This is a genomic window from Enterococcus sp. AZ179, from assembly GCF_050498885.1.
Lineage (GTDB): Bacteria > Bacillota > Bacilli > Lactobacillales > Enterococcaceae > Enterococcus_D > Enterococcus_D entomosocium.
Window position 1 is genome coordinate 2895346 of sequence record NZ_JBMHEO010000001.1, and the last position, 21455, is coordinate 2916800.

A 21455-nucleotide genomic window follows, 5' to 3' on the forward strand; every position below is an offset into this window, starting at 1 on the left:
TAAGCGGCTGCTTTTTATGCTAGCTGATTTTTCTTTCCTATTTTGTGTAGAAAGGATCTGACAGGATGCATCAGAACAAACTTCGAGGCAAAGGATTTCAGTATTGGGTAGTAAGTATTCTAACGGTCTTATTTTTCATTGGTACTAGTAGTACGGGGGCAGCAGATTCACTTGATACCTTCGATGTTCAAATCAAATTGCCGGAGTCACAGCGGGACAAAGAGTTGATGTACTATGATTTGTTGCTGGAGCCCAAGGCAGAAGAAAAACTAGCAGTCATGGTTTCCAATAAAAGCGAGCAACCAATCAATCTACAGCTATCGTTTAATCGAGCGGTCACGAACATGACTGGCGTCGTTGAGTACTCTGGGGCAAATGAGGAAGCAACGCCTTCTGCTCCGTACGCGATCGAAGAACTCGTTACTTTGAGTGATGAAACACTTTCATTAGCCCCTAATGAACAAAAAGAAATCACCTTGACAGTCCGGATGCCATCTAAATCATTTGATGGGATTTTGGCAGGGGGACTATACGTACAGCAAACCGGCAGTGAAGAATTTCAAGGGAATGTTCAAAACCTATTAGCAAGAGAAGTGGCGGTATTGCTCCGAAATAAAGAGTCAGACATCCCGCCAGCGGTCCGAATTGAAGAAGCCCATTTGGAAGAGATCAACCGCCGCAATGTCATCATCGTAGCGGTGGAAAATGCAGCAGCCGATTATCTCAGTAAAGCCACGCTTGCTTATGAAGTGTTCCATGAAGGAAAAGCAACAGCCATCAAAGGGGAAAAAGAAATCCAATTAGCGCCCAATGCATTAATGAATTACGCACTTCCGCTGGATGGAAAGGAACTGCTATCAGGAGAGTATGAAATAAAAGCGACCCTTAAAGCAGCCGATCAAGAATGGCAGGGAGAGCCGACCTTCCAAGTTGCAAGGCAAGAAGCGCAAGAAAGAAACGAGCAAGATGTCAGTATTGAAGAAACCGCTTCGCCGATCCTTCTCTATCTATCGATTGGTGGTGTTTTATGTTTGATCATCGCTTATCTGATTTGGCATAATCGAAAACTAAAACGAGCATTAAAAAAAACAGATGATAAAACCCCATGAGCACTTGAAAAAATTCCTTATTAATATAGAAGGAAAAAAAGAAAACAATCAAAATTCACGGGATGCATGTAAATCAAAAGCATAATAAAAGCAGCAAACAGGCCATTTATTGTTCGAAATAAATGGTTTTTTGTCGTGTCCATGAAGATTCGATATGGTAAATTAAGTAGAAAATTTTTTTTGATTGCATCTTGCAGCAGCGAACGATCTCTTTTATTTTGATGGAAAATCTTCAGAGGAAACAGTTGATTACCCTTAACCGGACTGCCCAAAGAGAAGGGTAGCTTTTTTTTGCGAAAAAACGAAGAATAAATAACGATTAATATTTAATTTGAACGAAGGTTTTTTTTTTGAAAATCATTAGAAAGGTTGGGCAGTAGTCGGTAAGTTTTGGAATTGTTAATTAGTTAAACTACTTAAAAAAACATAAGTTTTTATTGTTGTTTGCGCTTTCTGTCTTATAAATGTGTTAAGAAAGCAGTACGACGGGAACTCCTTTACTATAATAGGTTTAGACCAATTATAAAGTCTTTTCTTACTTTGTTTTTAATTTAAACTACCTTTTTTGCATAAACGTTTCGCTAATTCGTTTGAAAGTGCAAGCAGGCATTTTTAATTAAGAATACAATTAGAAATGATGTGAAAAGGAGAATTAAGATGTCTGCAAATTTGAGCAATTTCGCTGTTTATATAGTAGATGACAACTTTTTTAATGGAAATTTGATGAAAAAAATGATCACTGAAAGTCATGTTCCTTATTCTATGGTGGAGATCATTTCACCGGAAGAACTAGATTCTTTTCTTGAAGGGTATCTAACAGATGTGAACGATTTATTTTTATTTTCCATTGAAATGATGGGCTTTGATCGAAGTTTTCAATTAGCAGGGCGATTGAGGGAGCAGTGCAAAAAGTGTCAAATTGCTTTTTATGGTGCCTATGCGTCCAAAATCGAAATCAAGAAACTGAATCTTATCTGTCCTTTAGGAATCATCGATACAGAAGAAAAGGATGTGGCAATGCAGTTAAGAAATTTGTTAACAGAAGCAATTGAAGTGAAACGATCATTGCTGGGAAAAAAACACTTATTAAAAATTGTTAGTAAACGAGAGTTGATGATCGTTGATGCAGAAGCAATCAACTACATAACAACGATCAAAGGTGAGCGAAACCGAATCGTATTCCATCAAAAGAAATCAGTTGAGTGCATTGAAACTTCGTTAAAGGTCATCAAACAGCTAGATTTGCCTGAGTATTATAAAGTATTCAAATCGTACATTATTAATGCGCGACAAATCAAAATGATTGATCGAACAAACAATGTCCTTTGCTTTTTTAATGGGGAAGAATTAGAAGTTGGAAAAAAAATCCGTAAAGCAATCAGTTAAAACTACATATATTTAATGGAGGAAAAAAATGAAAAAGAGAAATAAACGAATTCGTCATGGCATTGTTGTTACCGCTTTAGGTCTGTCCCAAGTGATCACTCCGGTCATGGCGCTTGCGGAAACCACGGAACAGGAACAGACCATTCGTACTTTAGATAACTCAAATCATCTGCTGGAATCAACCAGCGGCGTTGCCAATGAAACAAACACAAGCGACGCGCAAACAACTGAGACTACTCAAACGGATCGTTCTTCAGAAGAAAGCGGCGAAGCAACCTCCAAGACGGATGCAGCAACAACGAGTCAAAGTGAAACGCCAGCTACAACTTCATCAACGCATACAGCAGATACTACAGATTCGACGCAAACAAGTTCTTCAGAAACTGAATCGAAAGAGGCAAAAGGAGCCGAAAAGAGTTCCCGTGTCAGCACCCGCATCAATGGACAAGAGCTTTTAGAAAAAGGCACATTACTGACGATTGCTGGTGAGGAGTTCAGTCAAACGGAAGAAACGCGGATTTTAAACAATAGTCCGGTGAAACTGAAATTAGACTTTGAAATCAATGACGAAGACTATTTAGCCGGCACCACTGCTGTTTTTGACCTGCCGGAAGGCCTTGGTTTTAGTGATATGCAAGGAACAAATGAAGCAATCAATGCTTCGTGGGCAGTAGATAGTGCCGCCCATCAATTAACGATCACCTTTAACCAATCCATTCATGATGCATCGTTTTCGATCGAGTTGACCAGTTATCTTTATTCAGAAGACAAGCCTCAGCTAACCATTGAGATGGGCGATCAAAACCAGACAAGCTACGCCATTGATTTGTATGAAGAAGTTGACCCGATTCAATATGTGTCAGAAAAAAATGTCTTTGGGATGCAAGGAATGGTTTACTACAATACCGATCGGACATTATCTGGAACGGAAACTCTTTCACTGCATTTGGTTGATACGCCGGGTGCGTCCTTCAAAAAGATTGAGACCCAACCGTTAAAAGTCTTCAGCTATGAAGTGGATATCAAAGGAAAGATCAAGCCAGAAACACAAACAGCATTGACTGAAGGGACGGACTACACAATCACCTCAAATAGTCTCTACAATACTGCTGTTGAAGTCAAACAAATGGACAAGCAAAAGGCCTATGGTGTTTCTTATCAATTCACGATGAGTTTGACCGCGTTGAGGGATTATACTTCTTCTTTTTCAAAAGGGTATCCGACGACCGGATTTGGTTCGGTACAGCTAAAACAAACAGCTGCCCAAAACAGAGGGTTTTCCTTCACGGCAGCAACCAGTAAAGATGAAAAAGAAGTCGATTCTAGGTATTATATGGGGGTTGCTTCTGCCAGTTTTATGAATGGCCTTTCTAAAGGAAACTACTATGTATCAATTCATCAAATGCCGACGGAGATGAAAGCAGGTCAACAAATCATTCTTTCGAGTCAAAACGGACAGCCGATCACGGCGAAACAGTTAACAGCAAGAGACGCCTTCTATCAAAATGTGACTTTTACGGATTATTTTTCTGTCGAAAATAATGGGGACAAACTGATTGTGACGGCCACAAAAGACAGCAATCTCACTCTTGGTTCCACGAACATAACCGTACCCTTTGATCAGAAAGATATCATCCTCAATGTCTCGACACCGTTAATTGCTAATAAAGAATTCAAAATCGTTGAAGACAACTACGTCGAACCAATCAGTGTTCTTAATCCCAATAACGCTGAAACTGCTTGGGGAAATTATGATCAAAATGGTGCCTATGCCAGTGACACTTCAGTCAATATCGAAGGCAGCACCTCACAACCGATTGAAAATTTACAAATGTTTATTGAACATCCCGAGTATCTTTCTTTAAGAAAGGTACCAAAAGTCGGCTTCTATTATACTTTAGGAACTGATTATACGATTGAAGAAGTAGCAGGCGGAACGATGGTCACCTTTACGTCGCCCATTACCTATTCTGTTCAATTTGATATTGGCTTCAATTATGTGCCAGATAGTTTAGCACCGACAAAATCAATTCCTAACGATACAATTCCAATCACGATTTCCGCGACAGGACTTGACACGGTTCATACCTCCGTCTATACCGGAAGAAAACTGTATTCTGAACGCACGCTCCAAAGCAGTAAGAATCAGTTTTTAGTCAACGCTCGTCAAGATACCATCAGTGATTTGACTGTTGAGACCCATGTTCCGAAAAATACGGATGTTGTGTTTTCGATCATCGATGTTTCCAATGAACAAGTCAGTGGCATTTATCCACAGTACTGGGATCGTGGTTATTATGATAATCAAGCCATGAAAGAAAGCGATCCGAATTATCCAACGATCACCCATGATGAGGCAACCAACTATTATACCTTTGATTTTGGGACGACTAACCATCGCTACATCATTTCCTATCAGTACGCCAATGGTTGGCAGGAAATGAGTACGATTTATGTACCTGGTTTTGCAAAAGAGCCGCTATCAAATAATCAGCAAGGCTCAACTACCGTTTCGGTTTCCAATACAGCGACGGATATTATTGGGATTACTCAAAATACCGTGAATAATACAAAAAACATGACTCAGGTCAAGGTCACAACAAAAAATATCGATGATGGCTCGAAAAAAGTAGCAAATCCAACGATCCTTCTAAAATCATTGGGAAATACCAATGGTGAAATCGATCTTAGGTCAATCAATGTTTCAAATGTGCCAGACGATAGCTACGAAATCAAAGAAGTTGACGGAGACGTACAGCTTGTCTTTTCAAACTATGTTTTAACGAAAAATATCGAAATCAGTTACAACGTACTTTCACAAAACGCCGGCCAAATCTCAGCTTCAGCAACGATCGTTTCTGATACGATTGATACCTTGTCGGAAGCCAAACGGACGGCTACTTCGACGGTGACTAACCTGCAATTTTCGGCAGGTGATTCAAACGGGATCATTTACAAAACTAGTGCGTCACTTGATGTTTATAATACCGAAGAACCAACTCAGAAAATTGCAGGCGTTACATTGATGCTTTGGAATCAGTTGACTGGAGATGTTATTTCTGTTGTAACGGATGAGAAGGGAGAGTATCAATTAGCTGATATTTATACAGGGACCTATATGCTTTATGTTTCCTACGTCCCAGAAGGTTACGTCATACCACAGGAACTTCAGCTTGGTAAAGAGGTGCAAGTGAACCGGACGGGCAATCATCTTTCTGTCGGCATCACACCAGAAGAAGACTTGTCGACGATCGACGCCAAAGATAGCACGATCTACGTGGGAGATGAATGGCATGCTGAAGACAACTTTGTTTCAGCGACAGACAAGCATGGCAATGCGTTGACCTTCTCGGAAATTACCGTCAACGGTGAGGTCGACACATCTAAAGTCGGCACTTATGAAGTCAAATACATGAATGGCAACGTGAGCGAGACAGCGACGATCACTGTGGTGGCCAACCAAGAAACGGTGGCAGCCAAAGACAGCACGTTATATGTGGGCGATGCATGGACAGCAGCTGATAATTTTCTAGCGGCAACGGATAAAGACGGTAACACAGTGGCAATCACAGAAGTGACCATCACCGGTGAAGTTGACACGGATACACCTGGAGAATACCAAGTAATCTATCGTAACGGCAAAGCCGAAGCAACAGCTACGATCACGGTCTTAGCAGACCAAACTTCGGTTAAAGCCAAAGACAGCACCTTATACATCGGGGACGACTGGCTTGCGGTTGATAACTTTGTTTCGGCAACGGACAAAACAGGAGCGAACGTTCCATTTTCAAATGTGACAGTTAGTGGAGCCGTGGATACTTCCAAAGAAGGCCAATATTTAGTGGTTTATCAAAATGGCAATCAAAAAGCAGTCGCCACGATCACCGTGGTTGCCAATCAAGAAACAGTCGTTGCCAAGGATAGTACACTTTATGTTGGAGATGCGTGGGAGCTTGCGGATAATTTTGTTTCAGCAACGGATAAGAAGGGACAACCGTTAAGCTTGGCAGAAGTCACCACCAGTGGTGACGTGGATACGAAAGTACCAGGAGAATACCAAGTAACCTATCGCAATGGCAAAGCCGAAGCAACAGCGACGATCACTGTATTGGCAGATCAAACGAGTGTCAAAGCCAAAGACAGTACCTTATATGTTGGGGATGACTGGCATGCGGTTGATAACTTTGTTTCAGCCACAGACAAAACAGGATCGAATGTCCCATTTTCAAATGTGACCGTTAGTGGAGCCGTTGATACTTCCAAAGAAGGTCAATATCCAGTGGTTTATCAAAACGGCAAAGTAAAAGCAACGGCGACGATTACGGTGGTTGCCAACAAAGAAACGGTAGTCGCCAAAGATAGTACGATTTATGAAGGCGATGACTGGCAAGTCGCCGATAACTTTGTGTCGGCAACAGATAAAGACGGCAACGCAGTAAAACTGGCTGATATCACAACGATAGGTACAGTCGACAGCGCCACACCAGGGAAATATGAAGTAATTTATCGCAATGGCAAGGCCGAGGCGAAAGCAACGATCACCGTGTTAGCTGATCAAACATCAGTTGAAGCCAAAGATAGCACCTTATATATCGGGGATGACTGGCAAGCAATCGACAACTTTGTCTCAGCCACAGACAAAACCGGAGCAAACCTACCATTTTCAGGAGTGATCGTTAGCGGATCAGTTGATACCAGCAAAGAAGGTCAGTATAAAGTTACTTATAGCAATGAGAAAATGGAAGCTATTGCTACGATTACGGTCGTTGCTAACCAAGAAACGGTAGTCGCCAAAGACAGTATGATTTATGAAGGTGATGACTGGCAAGCTGCCGACAACTTTGTGTCGGCAACAGACAAAGACGGCAACGCATTAAAACTGACTGATATCACAACAGTAGGTACAGTCGACAGCGCCACACCAGGGAAATATGAAGTAATTTATCGCAATGGCAAAGCCGAAGCAAAAGCGACGATCACCGTGTTAGCTGATCAAACAAGCATTAAAGCTAAAGACAGTACCCTATACGTCGGCGACGATTGGGAAGCTGCCGACAACTTTGTCTCAGCCACAGACAAAACGGGAGCAAATCTATCGTTTTCAGGAGTGACGGTTAGTGGCACAGTCGATACCTCCAAAGCAGACGAGTACCCAGTGGTTTATCAAAATGGCAATGTAAAAGCAACTGCGATGATTACCGTGGTGGCTGACCAAGAAACGGTAGTTGCCAAAGACAGTACGATTTATGAGGGTGAAGACTGGCAAGCAGCCGATAACTTTGTGTCTGCAACAGATAAAGACGGCAACGAAGTGCAACTGACTGATATCACAACAGTAGGTACAGTTGACAGCACCACACCAGGCAGATACCAAGTAACCTATCGCAACGGCAAAGCCGAAGCCACTGCCACAATTACCGTGTTGGCAGACCAGACCTCTGTGACTGTGAAAGATAGCGTGATTTATGTTGGTGACAACTGGACAGCTGCCGACAATTTTGTCTCCGCTACAGATCGTGATGGTAACACACTTACGTTGGAGCAACTGTTGGTGGACGGTTCGGTTGATACCAAAAAAACCGGATCCTATCAAGTCACTTATTCAATCATAACCGATGAAGCAGCAACTCCTAACTTTTTCGCACGCTTATTTGGTACTGACTCACAAGAAGCAGTCACCGCCACAGCGACGATCAAAGTCATTGAAAAAGCAGAAGAACCAGAGGAGAATGATAAGCAGCCAGAGAAAGATGATTCTAATAAAGGGCAAGAAAAACCAACGGATGCAGGACAGCCTGGTACACAAAGCAAAGCGACCGCAAAGGACAAGCGGGTGTTACCAAAGACCGGTACAGCCATCACTCAAGGCTATTCGATTGCAGGAGTGAGCCTTATTGCACTAGCGGGGATCGTCTTCTTTCGTAAGAAACACACGAACAAAAGCAGAAAAACAAAATAAGTCTCAATGACTCTAACAGCGGATATCCTTCACGATATCCGCTGTTTTTGTTTTTTTCTAAAAAAACCTGCAGTATTGCGGTTTTCTTGTCTGATAAGCAGCCGTATAAAGAAGATATAAAGACTCTAGCAGAAGATTTACACTATTTTTATTTCTTTTTGCGTATGCTTACGTCATGAAGGAGTGAAGAATATGAATCTTGTTTTAGGAATAATCGGAGTGATCGTAATGATCTATCTCTTTTGGTACTTGTTTGAGGGGGGAGAACGATGAGTAGCTATTTTGTGCAAGGTTTTTTATTTTTACTGATCTTACTAGCAGCAGCGGTTCCTTTGGGCTGGTATATCAAAGAAATCATGCAAGGAAAAACACCGCGGTTTGTCCGCTTTATTCAACCCATTGAACGGTTGACCTATCGAGTGATTGGTTCGGTCAGCAAAAAAGAAATGACCGCCAAAACTTATCTATTTTCAGTCTTGGCCGTCAGCGTCTTTTCCATCATCGGATTGACCGGATTATTGATGGTCCAGCACTGGTTACCGCAAGGGGCGGCCGTTGAGAATTTGTCCTTTGACTTAGCATTGAACACAGCCGTCAGTTTTGTGACGAACACGAACTGGCAAGCTTACGCTGGGGAAGAAGCACTGACCAATCTTTCCCAAGCATTAGGATTAACGGTGCAAAATTTCTTATCTGCGGCAGTAGGACTAGCTGTACTGTGTGCCTTGATTCGTGGGCTGCAGCAAAAACAAAAACGAACGGTAGGGAATTTTTGGCAAGACATCACCCGTTCCTTACTGTATATCCTTTTACCACTCTCATTGATTTTAGCGATCTTGCTCCTGTCTCAAGGCGTCGTTCAAACGTTGAGCAGCGGCGTGGAAGTCAATGGATTTGAAGGGAAATCCTTTTGGATGGCGCTCGGGCCGGTAGCGAGTCAAATCGCCATCAAGCAATTAGGGACCAACGGCGGCGGTTTTTTTGGCGCCAACGCCGCCCATCCATTTGAAAACCCAACGATGTTCAGTAATTTTTTAGAAAACTTAGCGATCTTGTTGCTGCCAGCTGCTGTGATTTTTGCCTTTGGCTTTTGGATCAAAGAGTGGAAACAAGGACGTACGATCTTGATCACCGCAACCGTCTTTTTGATCCTGGCCTTTATTGGCGTAGTGATCAGTGAAGCTTATGGGCCGCAATTCAGTCAAGTGCTTGGGAATGCCAACCTAGAAGGCAAAGAAGTACGTTTCGGTATCGGTTGGTCGAGTCTCTGGGCAGTGAGTACCACCGCCGCTTCCAGTGGATCAGTCAATGCCATGCTGGATAGTTTCACACCACTCGGGGGTGCGATCCCAATGTTCTTGATGCAGCTGGGGGAAATCATCTTTGGCGGTGTCGGTAGCGGACTTTATGGCATGATCGCTTTTCTATTATTGACGGTCTTTATCGCTGGTTTACTCGTGGGACGAACACCAGAATATATCGGCAAAAAAATCGAAGCCTTTGACATTAAAATGACGAGTATCGTTATTTTGACGCCATTGCTACTGACGCTTTTCGGGGCTATGTTGATGACCTTGCATCCTGACATCATGAGCTGGCTAACCAACCAAGGCGCCCATGGCTTTAGCGAACTGTTGTATGCAGCAACTTCGTTCAGCAACAACAACGGGAGTGCCTTTGGCGGCTTGACCGCAGATACTGTTTTCCTGAATAGTTTGGGTAGTATCTTGATGTTCGTTTCACGTTTCGTTCCCATCGCAGCCATCTTGTATCTGGCAGAAAACATGGGTGCCAGAAAGAAAACCGTTCGTAATGAAGGAACCTTGTCAACCACGAGTCCAGTCTTTGTCACGATGCTAATCATTGTGATCATCGTGATCGGTGCACTGAGCTTTTTACCAGCGATGGCTTTAGGACCAATCGCAGACTTTTTTACAACGAAATAGGAGAGAGAAAAAATGAAAAAAATCTATCAATGGGCGATCGGCGAATCCTTTAAGAAATTGGATCCTCGCCAACAAATCAAAAACCCCGTGATGTTTGTGGTTTACCTAGGGGCGATCTTGACAACGATTTTATGTTTTCAAGAACAAACGGTCCCGTTGTGGTTTAGCATCAGTGTGACCGTCTTCTTATGGTTGACTATATTGTTTGCCAATTTTGCCGAAGCAGTGGCAGAAGGGCGCGGCAAAGCACAAGCAGATAGTTTGAAGCAAGCCAAAAAAGACATCATGACCTACAAAGTCATGTCCTTGGAAGATGTCGCCAAAGAGGCTTTTGTTGAAGTCCGTTCCTCCGATTTGAAAAAAGGCGATTTGGTTTATGTTCCTTCTGGCGAACAAATTCCTGCCGATGGGGATGTCGTGGAAGGTGCTGCTTCGGTGGACGAAAGTGCCATCACAGGAGAATCAGCACCTGTCATTCGTGAATCTGGTGGCGACCGTAGTGCAGTCACGGGAGGAACCTTAGTCGTTTCCGATTACTTGGTCATTAAAGTGACCGCTGAAAATGGTCATTCTTTTTTGGATAAGATGATTGCGATGGTGGAAGGGACACAGCGGAAAAAAACACCCAATGAGATTGGCTTGCAGCTGTTCTTAGTGACACTGACCATCATCTTCTTGGCTGTTTCCATCACATTGATTCCCTTTACTGATTTTAGCAGTCAGTTATCTGGTCGGGGAACGGCGATTTCCAGTGTGATCGTGATCGCTTTACTGATTTGTCTCGCACCAACCACGATCGGCGCCTTGATTTCCTCGATTGGGATCGCTGGAATGAGCCGTTTGACCAAAGAAAACGTCATCGCCATGAGTGGACGCGCGATTGAAGCTGCAGGAGATGTGGATGTTTTGCTGCTGGATAAAACAGGAACCATTACTCTGGGAAACCGCCGTGCCAGCGAGTTCTTGCCGGTACCGGGGGTCACCGCCAAAGAGTTAGCAGATGCAGCGCAGTTGGCATCTTTTGCCGATGAAACGGCAGAAGGACGCAGTATCGTAATTTTAGCCAAAGAAGCCTTCAATATTCGTGAACGGGTATTTCAGCAAGCTGATGTCCATTGGATCGATTTTAGTGCCAAAACACGGATGTCTGGGATCGACTATCGTGGTGATGAGATCCGTAAAGGAGCTGCTGATACGATCAAGCAATACGTGACGGCAAAAGGGCAGACCTATCCCACTGCATGTGACGAGATTGTGGAAAAAGTCGCTAAAGCTGGTGGAACCCCATTGGTCGTAGTGAAAAATGGCCAGGTACTCGGGGTCGTTTATTTAAAAGACATCGTGAAAAATGGCGTCAAAGAAAAATTTGCCGACATGCGAAAGATGGGCATCAAGACGATCATGATCACTGGAGACAACCCTTTGACGGCAGCTGCTATTGCTGCGGAAGCGGGCGTCGATGATTTCTTAGCCGAAGCAACACCAGAAAACAAAATGAACCTGATTCGCGAATATCAGGAAAAAGGGCATTTGGTGGCGATGACGGGGGATGGAACCAACGATGCACCCGCACTCGCCCAAGCCGATGTGGCAATGGCGATGAATACCGGTACGCAAGCAGCCAAAGAAGCGGGCAATATGATCGACCTTGATTCCAGCCCAACCAAATTACTGCAAGTAGTCCAAATTGGTAAACAGCTGCTGATGACCCGTGGGGCATTGACGACCTTTAGTATCGCGAATGATATCGCCAAATATTTCGCAGTGATCCCTGTCCTGTTTTATGCGATTTATCCAGAACTTGCAGCGCTGAATATTATGAATCTTGGTAGTCCCTTGACGGCGATTTTGTCCGCAGTCATTTACAATGCAGTCGTGATCATCGCCTTGATCCCTCTGGCGTTAAAAGGGGTCAAATACCAAGAAAAACCAGCCAGCCAAATGCTGCGGCACAATCTTGTCGTCTACGGCCTAGGCGGCATCATCGCACCATTCATTTGTATCAAGCTAGTAGATTTGCTTTTGTCAGCTGTTCTACTATAAGAGAAGTCCATCAGAGTCAAAGAGTCATTTAGGAGGAAAACATGATGAAGAACACCCTCTTTGCCAGTATCAAATTTTTACTATTTAGTACCGTGCTATTTGGCGGTCTCTATACATTGTTGGTCACCGGTGTCGGACAAGTCTTTTTTGCCCATCAAGCCAATGGCAGTCAAATCGTGGAAGGTGGAGAGGTCAAAGGGTCTGAGCTGCTTGCGCAACCCTTTGACCAAGCAGGTTACTTCCAAGGCCGTGATCAAACTGTTTCACAATTGTCGCCCTATGATCCGACCCAAAAAAAGACTGTAGCTGAGCGGACAGCGGCGTTACTGGCAGAAAACCCAACCCAAACCAGTGTGCCGATCGATCTCGTGACCGCTTCGGGTAGTGGCGTTGATCCTGATATCAGTGTCGAAGCGGCACTTTTTCAACTGCCGCGGATCGCTGACACAAGAGGCATCGATGAACAAACAATTCATGATATAATAAACAGAAATAAAGTAGCTGATCTGTTCTCCACGAGAGAATATGTCAATATCATGACCTTGAATCAGCAGCTCGATCAATTACCCGAAGAATAGGGGGAAGCATCTATGAGTGAAAACAACCAGCAGACGATCCCAGAAGAGATGCTGCTGCAAGCCGGATTTGGCCCCAAACGTGGCAAGCTGCGGGTATTTTTCGGTTTTGCTGCCGGTGTCGGAAAAACCTATACGATGTTAACCGAAGCCCATGAGTGTTTGCTCATGGGCAAAAATGTGGTGATCGGCTATATCGAACCCCACAAACGTCCCGATACCAATCGATTGCTTGAAGGGTTACCACAAGTACCATTAAAGCAATACCAGCACAAGCAATTGACCCTATATGAGCCGGATATCGATCGACTGATCCAACTAAAACCAGATATCGTCTTGATCGATGAGTTAGCACATACCAATCCCATTGGTGCGCGAAACAAAAAACGTTACCAAGATGTTGATGAACTTTTGCATGCAGGAATCACCGTCTACACGACCATCAATGTCCAGCATATCGAAAGTCTGAATGACATCGTGGAAAAGGTCACGGAAGTGGAAGTCAGAGAAACTGTACCCGACACCTTTTTCCAGCACGCCAGCTTACGAGTGGTGGACGTTGAACCAGACGAACTGATTGATCGGTTGGAACAAGGCAAAATCTATGCCGATGAAAATGCCAAGCGGGCACTAAAAAACTTTTTTACGCCAGAAAAACTTGATCATTTACGTGGATTAGCGATCCAAAAAGCTTCCAATCATATCAATCAAATGAACGGCGGTCGAAAACGAGTCCAAAGCAAGCTTTTGACGATTATTGATGATCGCTTGCCGAAAATGGCAGAGAAATGCATTCGTTGGACCGCCCGCTTAGCCCAAGGAGTGGGGGCGGAATGGACGGTGATTCAAGTTCGATCGTTAGATGATACACCTACCGAGGTGCCATTGGCAGAGCGTTTGGGAGCAGAAGTCATCAACATCGAAGCGGATGACAGTTTTGAGACCATCGTAGAGTATGCCAAAATGACGGGTGCCAGTGACATTATCATGGGGAAACAGGTTTCTCAGAAGTGGTTCCAAAAATTGTTTGTCGAGGATTTAGAAGACCGCTTGATTCGGCGCCTTGATGACATTGAGATCCATTTGATTCCTTTTAAAGAAAAAATGCAGCGACCACGGCTGACGTTTTCGCAATTATTTGAAGGCGGCGGTCGAGATTTCAGCTTGACCTTTGGGCTGATCATGCTCGCTACCATAGTGACAGAAGGAATGCAGTACTTACATTTCGGCGATCAGAATTTGATGCTGGTTTATATCTTTTTTGTTCTCTTAGTGGCACGTTACACGAGTGGCTATCTATGGAGTGCCATGGCATCAATCATTAGTGTCCTTTCTTACAACTGGTTCTTTGTCGAACCTTTGTATTCCTTGACGGTCTATAAAGCAGGCTATCCAATCACATTAGTGATCATGCTGATCGTTGCCTTAATGATCAGTAATTTGATGGTTCGATTGAAGACCCAGGCAGAAAATGCCAAGGAAAAAGAGCATCAAATGGAGATATTGTATGAGTTGAACAAACAATACATGGAAACGCGGAATGAGCAAGACATTTATGAAAGTACGACCACCTATTTGGCACGCTTACTCCAGCGAGAAGTGGCGTTATATGACAGAGAAGGTCACTTGAGAAGTCTGCATTCTTCAAGAGAAACATTGTCTCAACTAACTGGCAAGGATGAGAAAGCCGTCGCTTTTTGGGTCGTGAAAAATCAAAAAGAAGCCGGTCGCGGCACAGATACTCTGATTGGTGCCAATGGATTTTACTTGCCGATCGTTTTAAACGGCAAACCACTAGGCGCCCTTGGGGTAGAACGCAACGAGGAGCATCAGTTGGCCAATAGTCAATTGAATTACTTGCGCCTTGTGATCACCCAAATTGCTACCGTGTTGGAGCAAGTCTCTCTGGCGAGTGAGAAAGAACAGATCCAATTAGAAAACGAACGGGAAAAAGTCCGCAGCAATCTACTGCGTGCGGTTTCTCATGACTTGCGGACGCCACTGACGACGATTTCTGGCATTGCCGAAACATTGAGCGAAACCGAAGGCGCGATCAAAAAGGAAACGAAACAAAAGCTGCTAGGAGATATCCAAAGTGAATCCCAGTGGTTAATCCGCATGGTCGAAAACTTACTGTCGGTGACCCGCATCAATTTGACTAACATGGCGGTCAAGCGCAGTGAAGAACCAATCGAAGAAATTATCGAAGCGGTTTTAACGCACCTAAAAAAAGTCTATCCGCAACAAAAAATCATCGTGAAGATGCCCGATCAGCTGATTTTTGTCAAAGTCGATCCAATCTTGATCGAACAAGCCTTGTTTAATTTGATTGAAAATGGCGTACGCCATGGAACCGCCGATACACCGATTTTCTTGCGAGTTTTTCAGGAGCAAGAAGTGGTCATTGAAATCGAGAACCAAGGGGAGATCCCCCTAGGGCAATACCAAAAAATCCAAGCGAATTTGACTAATGACACCGAAGTGCCGGTGGATTCCAAAAATGGACTAGGCATCGGACTGAGTATCGTTAAAACCATCATCCATGCCCATGAAGGCAAATTGGCGATCGAAACGAAAGCTGGCAGTACCATCTTTCGTATTTATTTAAAGCAGTAAGGAGGAAGAGCATGCAGCGACATTTTTTATTGATTGAAGATGATTCGAATATCGTTGATTTTATGGAGGTCGTCTTGCAAAGAGAACACTACAACTTTACGTCAGTTGGCACGGGCATGGAGGCATTGATGCTCTTGCAGGAAGAAACTATCGACTTCATCTTGCTGGATCTGGGCTTACCGGACATTGACGGCATGGAGCTGTTGAAAATCATTCGTAAGCGCATGAACACACCGATCATCGTGATCTCTGCCCGCAAAGATGAACAAGACAAAGTGCAAGCGTTAGACCTCGGTGCCGATGATTATGTAACAAAGCCCTTCAGTACTAATGAATTATTTGCCCGTATCCGCACGGCATTGCGGCACAAGGAGTCAGCTGCCTTTAGCAGCAGCCCGATTCTCGTAAACAAGGAGTTAACGATCGATTTTGAGAAGAAAATCCTGTACAAGAATCAAAATGAGATCCATTTGACCAAAAACGAATACCGTATCATGGCAGTAATGTTCAAGAATTTAGGTAAAGTCGTCACTTACGATACGCTGACCAGTGAAGTCTGGGGACCTTTTGCAGCGGATGCACAAACCTTACGAGTCAATATCTCAAACATTCGCAAAAAAATCGAAACCAATACGCTGCAGCCAGAATATTTGATCACTGAAATCGGCGTCGGGTATCGCTTGCGGGAGTATCCAGCAGAATCTTCTGTATAAGTTCGATTCAATCCTAAACAGCCTCCTCCTAAAATTTAGGAGGAGGCTGTTTACTTTCATTGCATCAATGACCATAGTATCCACTGCTTTATACCATTTGACAGTGCCAATCGAAGGGAAGATGGGACTGCACGAAGGGAAAAATAATCAATCATGTTGCTCATTCAAATTTTGTATATTTGTCCTATATGTATTGCTGGGAAATATGTTGTTTGATCAGTTATACTTTTTTTATTAAACAGTTTCCAAAGGGTTCGTTAACTAACAGGTAGAAAAAAAAAGGAAAAAGAGCAGCATCAACGATGCCACTCCATGGTGTTTTCGATTTCATTGGTATCAGAATCCAGTTGTTCAGAAACGATGGTAAAGCCGTTTTTGAGATAAAACGCAATAGCAGCTGTATTTTTTTGGTAGACATTCAGAGTCAGCTTCTCGTGTTCTGCTTGTACTTTTTGTAAAAGCTGCTTGCCAATGCCGTGGGCACGATAGTCTTTCAAAACGAAAATACCAGCGATATAATCACCCAACATCCCGATGAAGCCGACGGGATGATCATCCACCGAATAGGTGTAAATAAGGGCATCAGAGAAGGCTTTTTTCACAAAATCATAGTTATCTTGCCAATGGGCAGCCGAAATAAAGTCATGGGCATCCAAATTACTTTGCAGCCAAATCTGGGCGATGGTTTCTAATTCAGAATCAGTAAATTGGGTCACTTGTTGTATCATGAGAACCTCCGTTTTTATTCAGTATAGCATAGGTATATTGCTGATTGCTGCGAATCGCGGCACTTTTGTAGGCAATTGGTCAGGAGACGAACCGCTTGATAAGTAACGAAGGTTAAATGACGAAGAAAAGCAATCTTTTTCGTTGAAATATTCTAACAATTTCGTTTCAGCTAGATGTCAATTTCTTGCAGCCAGATGTTATTTGTGTGAAAACAGCCCCAAGAATGAAATCTTTCGGTATGCTAGAGAAAGCGATAAGACACATCTAGTTAAGGAGAAAAAATGAAAAAGACACTTTTGGTTGCAAGTTCACTTGTTTTGCTGACGCTGCCTGTCGTGACGGTATCCGCAGACAGCTTTGATCAGAAGATCCAGCAGCAAAATGAAAAAATCAATGACATAAAAAATGAATCTACCTCATTAGAATCACTGAAACGCTCCACAGAGGCAGAGATTCAATCGATTGAAGGAGAAATCCAAGCAATCCTACAAAAGAAAACGACGACGGAAGAAGAAGTCAATGCCTTGGCACAAGAGATCCAAGTCCTTGAAGAAAAAATCATCAAGCGCACAGAGGTACTGGCGAATCAAGCGCGTGACATTCAAACGTCGGAACCTTCCAATCGGTTGTTCCAAAAAATCGTTGATGCTGAATCCATCGGAGAAGCCATTCAACGGGCGATCGCTTCAGTAACGATCATGAATGCCAGCAATAGCATCGTCGAACAACAGCAAGAAGATATCGCAACGAGCCAGCAATTGGAAAAAGAGTTGCAGGAACAATTGGTTGTGATCGAAGAGCAGTCAAACGCATTGCAAGGAAAACAAGCGGAATTAGCTGATGTCAAATTGAATCAAGAAGTTGAACTAGCGGACCTTGCCTTGGCATTGAACACCGAAGAAGAGAAAAAAGACCGATTGGAAGCGGACCAAGCAGAAGCAAAACGGCAACGAGAAGCAGCGTTGAAGCAACTGGCTGAGCAAGAAGCACAAGAAGCAAAAGCGCGCAAAGAAGCAGAAGAAGCAGCAAAACGCCAGCAAGCAGCAGAAGCCGAGTCAGCTAAAACTGCTGAAAATCCTGCCGTTCAACAAGCAGCAGTGGCAGCAGCACAGCCGAAGACGGAAGCAGCAGTGGCGCCAGAAACATCGGTGGCTCCAGAAAAAACTGCAGCTACTCCTGCACCTGTGCAGCAAGCAACTGAGCCAAAAGAACAAGCAAGCACAGGTGGATGGCAAATGCCAGTCGATTCGGTTCATATTTCGAGTCGTTTTGGGTATCGAACAGATCCAACAGGGGCATCAGGAAATCAACATAATGGCATCGACTTTACCGGGGGGACAGGAACACCGATCTATGCGATTCAAGCAGGCGAAGTTGTCGAAGCGGGCTATGGTCCGTCAACTGGTAACTATGTGATCGTCAAACATGCCAATGGCATTTACAGCTACTACATGCACTTTAGTACACTGCCAGCTGTCTCGGTCGGACAAAGCGTCTCAGCTAGACAATATGTAGGCGGTATGGGAACGACTGGAAATTCAACTGGCGTCCATCTACATTTAGGGATGTCAACAAGCTTATGGTCAGGATTCTTTGATCCGGCACCAGAATTGGGCTTATAATAGTCAGAAAATCCGCAGAAGCGAACAGGCTTCTGCGGATTTTTTGGTTGCTATTCTTTTACGAAGTCTCAATTGGCTCAGCGCCAAAAGCGGGTCATCTCCGCTTTGTCTTTCAGGTTGAAAGCGATCATGTCTTCAATCAATGCTTGATCGATCGGCTCAGTCCACTTGATGCGAAAAATGTTATCCGTATGGCTGTAGCCAGCTTTTTCAATGGCATCGATAAACTGTTCAAGACACTTGGTTTCTGGAGAGACAGAAAAGTGCGGTTTTGAAACGCTGAAACCGATAATAAAGGTTTCATGTGCGGTGAACATCGGCTGATTCCATTTAATGACTGGAACGAGGTCAGGAAATTTCTTGGTAATAGCGGCAAATAAGGCACGCAGTTTTTCTTGTTTTACTGGATCTTCAATGCTGGTTAAGTAAGTTTCTAATACATCCACTGGGAGATCTCCTTTCGTTTTAAGGAACGAGTACAGGCAATGTCGATTAATAAAAATAACGCATGTTTGAAATCAACTATTTTGTTACTTAGAGTGTACTGTAAAGTTAGTAAGTTGACAAACCTGTTGCCTTGCATGGGGGATAAAGCCTTCAGAAACAAACATTTTTTGCAAAAAGTAACGCTAAAAACAACTTTTTTTCTGCTCGAACAAAAGCCAAACATCAGGAACATTCCAGTATTATCCTGCAAGGTTCCTTGAGATCAGCTTAACTTTTCAGAAACAACAAATGAAAAAGCAGGTTATTTTCAGAGAAAACTTTCAAAAAGAAATCGGTTGCATTCAACAAGAATTCTGCTAGAATATAACTTGTTCGAACAAGTTGTTGAGCGAAAGCAAAAAGAAAGGAGGAGGACTTGTGACCAAAAGGAAACCGGTAACCCAAGCAGCCAAGAAAGAATATGCAAACAAAAGTATGCGGTTTAATCGTTTTTTACTTTTTCGTTACATGACTGCGATCTTTTTCTTTGTCAATCTTTATTGGACCATATTGAGTCTGTCTCAATGGACATGGGCTGGTTTGATTCCCATTGCCTTATTGATCGTTGATGGACTTATACTTATTGAACAAACTCAAAAATATTGGCAGCAATCGAATCGTTTACTGGTGACAAAAATCGGATATTGGCTCCAATTCGGTGTCAATCTGATTGCAATTCTATTTATTTTGATCGGACAGCAAGCAACATTGATTCCTTTTATGAATCAATCGGGTAGAGGCATCTTACTTGCCTTGTTTACTGTCGGCATGATCGCGTGCCTGTTCATCCAGCGTAAAGCGTGGTTGATCGAGCATGACCGCGACAAATATTTCACGTATTTGACTACATTTGAAACTCAAGGAGGAACAGTCAATGGATTCAGAAAATAACAAAATGTTTGCCTTCTTGGACCGCTACTTAATGGGTCCAATGGGGAAAATCTCACAATTACGGATCGTTCGTGGGGTCATGGCAGCCGGGATGGCGTCGATTCCTTTCACTATTGTAGGATCTATGTTCTTGATCATCAGCGTTTTACCCCAAAGTTTTCCTGTATTAGAGGGCATTTGGAGCACATCATTTGATAAAGTAGTTAATCTATATATGCTGGGTAATACTGCAACAATGGGGATTTTAGCACTATATTTTTGTATTGTCTTTGGATATGAGTATACTAAGATTCAAGCACAAGAAGAAAAACTTGTTTTAAGTCCAGTCAATGGGGCATTGCTTTCAATGATGGCGTTCTTTATGTGCTTACCGCAACTAGTGTTTGAAGGCGGAGTAGCCACGCTAGTAGAAGTGATTTCTGACGATCAAAAAATCATTAATGGTTGGGAAATCGGAGGAGGCGTTACTCGTTTAGGAACAACTGGGATCTTTACAGCGATCATCATGGCGATCATTGCGGTAAAAATCTACGCGTTTTGTGTGAAGCGCAATATTGTCATCAAAATGCCTGATACAGTGCCTACAGGTGTTTCTTCCTCATTTACTGCTTTGATTCCTACAGCGCTAATCGCACTTACTGTAATCGTCATCAATGGTGTATTAGTCGCAATGGGCACAGATATTTTCAAAGTCATTGCGATTCCTTTTAGTTTCGTGACGCAATTGACCAGTACCTGGGTCGGACTACTTGTTATCTACTTCTTCATGCATGCGCTCTGGATCGTGGGTATTCATGGGGCAACGATCGTGACCTCATTTTTGACGCCAATCGTATTGTCGAATATGGTGGAAAACCAAAATGGTGCCAACATTGCCTTTGCGGGTGAGTTTAACAATAGTTTCGTAACGATCGGTGGTTCAGGAGCGACGTTAGGAATGGTGATTTTCATCGCCTTCTTTGCAAAATCAGCGCAGTTAAGTGCTTTAGGAAAAGCAGCGATCGTGCCATCCTTCTTCAATATCAATGAACCGATTTTGTTCGGGATGCCAGTGGTATACAACCCGTACACAGCGATCCCATTCTTCTTAGCACCGATGGTTTCAATGTCCGTTGCTTATTTTGGCATCAACTTAGGCTTTGTTAACCCACCGATTGCCCAAGTAGCGTGGCCGACCCCAATTGGCTTATCCGGCTTTATTGGTTCAGGTGGTGACTGGCGTGCCTTTGTCTTAGCAATCATCTGTGCAGTCGTTGCTTTCTTGATTTGGTTCCCATTCATCAAAATGTATGATGGCAAATTATACAAGGACGAACAAGCAAACGCAACGAAGGCATAATCTTTCCGTTTTTTTGATAAGCCGGCTATGAAAAATAGCTG

Annotated in this window: 13 protein-coding genes; 11 read left to right on the top strand and 2 right to left on the bottom strand. The window is 43.4% G+C overall.

The window, feature by feature from the left end:
• Positions 1 to 65: 65 nt before the first annotated feature.
• The 8 genes from IGI88_RS13590 to IGI88_RS13625 all read left to right on the top strand — a co-directional run bounded on the left by IGI88_RS13590 (position 66) and on the right by IGI88_RS13625 (position 16347).
• Positions 66 to 1109 (top strand): DUF916 and DUF3324 domain-containing protein, encoded by a 1044-nt coding sequence (locus tag IGI88_RS13590; protein ID WP_005235023.1) that lies wholly within the window; start codon positions 66 to 68, stop codon positions 1107 to 1109.
• Positions 1110 to 1766: 657 nt separating this feature from the next.
• Positions 1767 to 2495 (top strand): LytTR family DNA-binding domain-containing protein, encoded by a 729-nt coding sequence (locus IGI88_RS13595; protein WP_005235024.1) that lies wholly within the window; start codon positions 1767 to 1769, stop codon positions 2493 to 2495.
• A 28-nt stretch (positions 2496 to 2523) separates the two neighbouring features.
• Positions 2524 to 8454, top strand: coding sequence for a bacterial Ig-like domain-containing protein (locus tag IGI88_RS13600; RefSeq protein WP_429960665.1), 5931 nt, complete (start codon positions 2524 to 2526; stop codon positions 8452 to 8454).
• 269 nt (positions 8455 to 8723) lie between these two features.
• A complete protein-coding gene (kdpA, locus tag IGI88_RS13605; RefSeq protein ID WP_429960666.1) occupies positions 8724 to 10400 on the top strand; it encodes a potassium-transporting ATPase subunit KdpA in 1677 nt (558 codons plus the stop codon).
• A gap of 12 nt (positions 10401 to 10412) precedes the next feature.
• The gene (gene kdpB / locus IGI88_RS13610; RefSeq protein WP_429960667.1) at positions 10413 to 12443 is read left to right on the top strand and encodes a potassium-transporting ATPase subunit KdpB; all 2031 of its coding nucleotides are present in this window, start codon (positions 10413 to 10415) and stop codon (positions 12441 to 12443) included.
• A gap of 41 nt (positions 12444 to 12484) precedes the next feature.
• Entirely contained in the window at positions 12485 to 13021 is a 537-nt protein-coding gene (locus tag IGI88_RS13615; protein WP_008378732.1) for a potassium-transporting ATPase subunit C, read from the top strand.
• Between the two features lie 12 nt (positions 13022 to 13033).
• Positions 13034 to 15634 carry a sensor histidine kinase gene (locus IGI88_RS13620; protein WP_194199543.1) on the top strand — a complete coding sequence of 867 codons (2601 nt, stop codon included), beginning with the start codon at positions 13034 to 13036 and terminating at the stop codon, positions 15632 to 15634.
• An 11-nt stretch (positions 15635 to 15645) separates the two neighbouring features.
• Entirely contained in the window at positions 15646 to 16347 is a 702-nt protein-coding gene (locus IGI88_RS13625) for a response regulator transcription factor (protein WP_016613477.1), read from the top strand.
• 296 nt (positions 16348 to 16643) lie between these two features.
• Here the strand turns inward: IGI88_RS13625 and IGI88_RS13630 are convergent, their stop codons facing one another.
• Entirely contained in the window at positions 16644 to 17075 is a 432-nt protein-coding gene (locus IGI88_RS13630) for a GNAT family N-acetyltransferase (protein ID WP_008378720.1), read from the bottom strand.
• 282 nt (positions 17076 to 17357) lie between these two features.
• Here IGI88_RS13630 and IGI88_RS13635 point away from each other — a divergent pair, with 282 nt between their 5' ends.
• A complete protein-coding gene (locus tag IGI88_RS13635) occupies positions 17358 to 18698 on the top strand; it encodes a peptidoglycan DD-metalloendopeptidase family protein (protein ID WP_429960668.1) in 1341 nt (446 codons plus the stop codon).
• A 77-nt stretch (positions 18699 to 18775) separates the two neighbouring features.
• Here the strand turns inward: IGI88_RS13635 and IGI88_RS13640 are convergent, their stop codons facing one another.
• Positions 18776 to 19144 carry an iron chaperone gene (locus tag IGI88_RS13640; protein WP_005235074.1) on the bottom strand — a complete coding sequence of 123 codons (369 nt, stop codon included), beginning with the start codon at positions 19142 to 19144 and terminating at the stop codon, positions 18776 to 18778.
• A gap of 418 nt (positions 19145 to 19562) precedes the next feature.
• Here IGI88_RS13640 and IGI88_RS13645 point away from each other — a divergent pair, with 418 nt between their 5' ends.
• Together IGI88_RS13645 and celB are read left to right on the top strand one after the other, a co-directional pair.
• A complete protein-coding gene (locus IGI88_RS13645) occupies positions 19563 to 20075 on the top strand; it encodes a hypothetical protein (RefSeq protein ID WP_086316331.1) in 513 nt (170 codons plus the stop codon).
• Complete coding sequence (celB, locus tag IGI88_RS13650; RefSeq protein WP_016613472.1) at positions 20059 to 21414, top strand: PTS cellobiose transporter subunit IIC; 1356 nt, start codon at positions 20059 to 20061, stop codon at positions 21412 to 21414. The genes IGI88_RS13645 and celB overlap by 17 nt, the downstream gene beginning before the upstream one ends.
• The last annotated feature ends 41 nt before the right edge of the window (positions 21415 to 21455 follow it).

Bases quoted from the DNA above. Each gene is read 5' to 3' on its own strand.
- IGI88_RS13630 (WP_008378720.1), bottom strand. From the start codon at position 17,075: ATGATACAACAAGTGACCCAATTTACTGATTCTGAATTAGAAACCATC.
- IGI88_RS13595 (WP_005235024.1), top strand. From the start codon at position 1,767: ATGTCTGCAAATTTGAGCAATTTCGCTGTTTATATAGTAGATGACAAC.
- IGI88_RS13615 (WP_008378732.1), top strand. From the start codon at position 12,485: ATGATGAAGAACACCCTCTTTGCCAGTATCAAATTTTTACTATTTAGT.
- kdpB (WP_429960667.1), top strand. From the start codon at position 10,413: ATGAAAAAAATCTATCAATGGGCGATCGGCGAATCCTTTAAGAAATTG.
- IGI88_RS13600 (WP_429960665.1), top strand. From the start codon at position 2,524: ATGAAAAAGAGAAATAAACGAATTCGTCATGGCATTGTTGTTACCGCT.
- IGI88_RS13590 (WP_005235023.1), top strand. From the start codon at position 66: ATGCATCAGAACAAACTTCGAGGCAAAGGATTTCAGTATTGGGTAGTA.
- celB (WP_016613472.1), top strand. From the start codon at position 20,059: ATGGATTCAGAAAATAACAAAATGTTTGCCTTCTTGGACCGCTACTTA.
- IGI88_RS13625 (WP_016613477.1), top strand. From the start codon at position 15,646: ATGCAGCGACATTTTTTATTGATTGAAGATGATTCGAATATCGTTGAT.
- IGI88_RS13620 (WP_194199543.1), top strand. From the start codon at position 13,034: ATGAGTGAAAACAACCAGCAGACGATCCCAGAAGAGATGCTGCTGCAA.
- kdpA (WP_429960666.1), top strand. From the start codon at position 8,724: ATGAGTAGCTATTTTGTGCAAGGTTTTTTATTTTTACTGATCTTACTA.
- IGI88_RS13635 (WP_429960668.1), top strand. From the start codon at position 17,358: ATGAAAAAGACACTTTTGGTTGCAAGTTCACTTGTTTTGCTGACGCTG.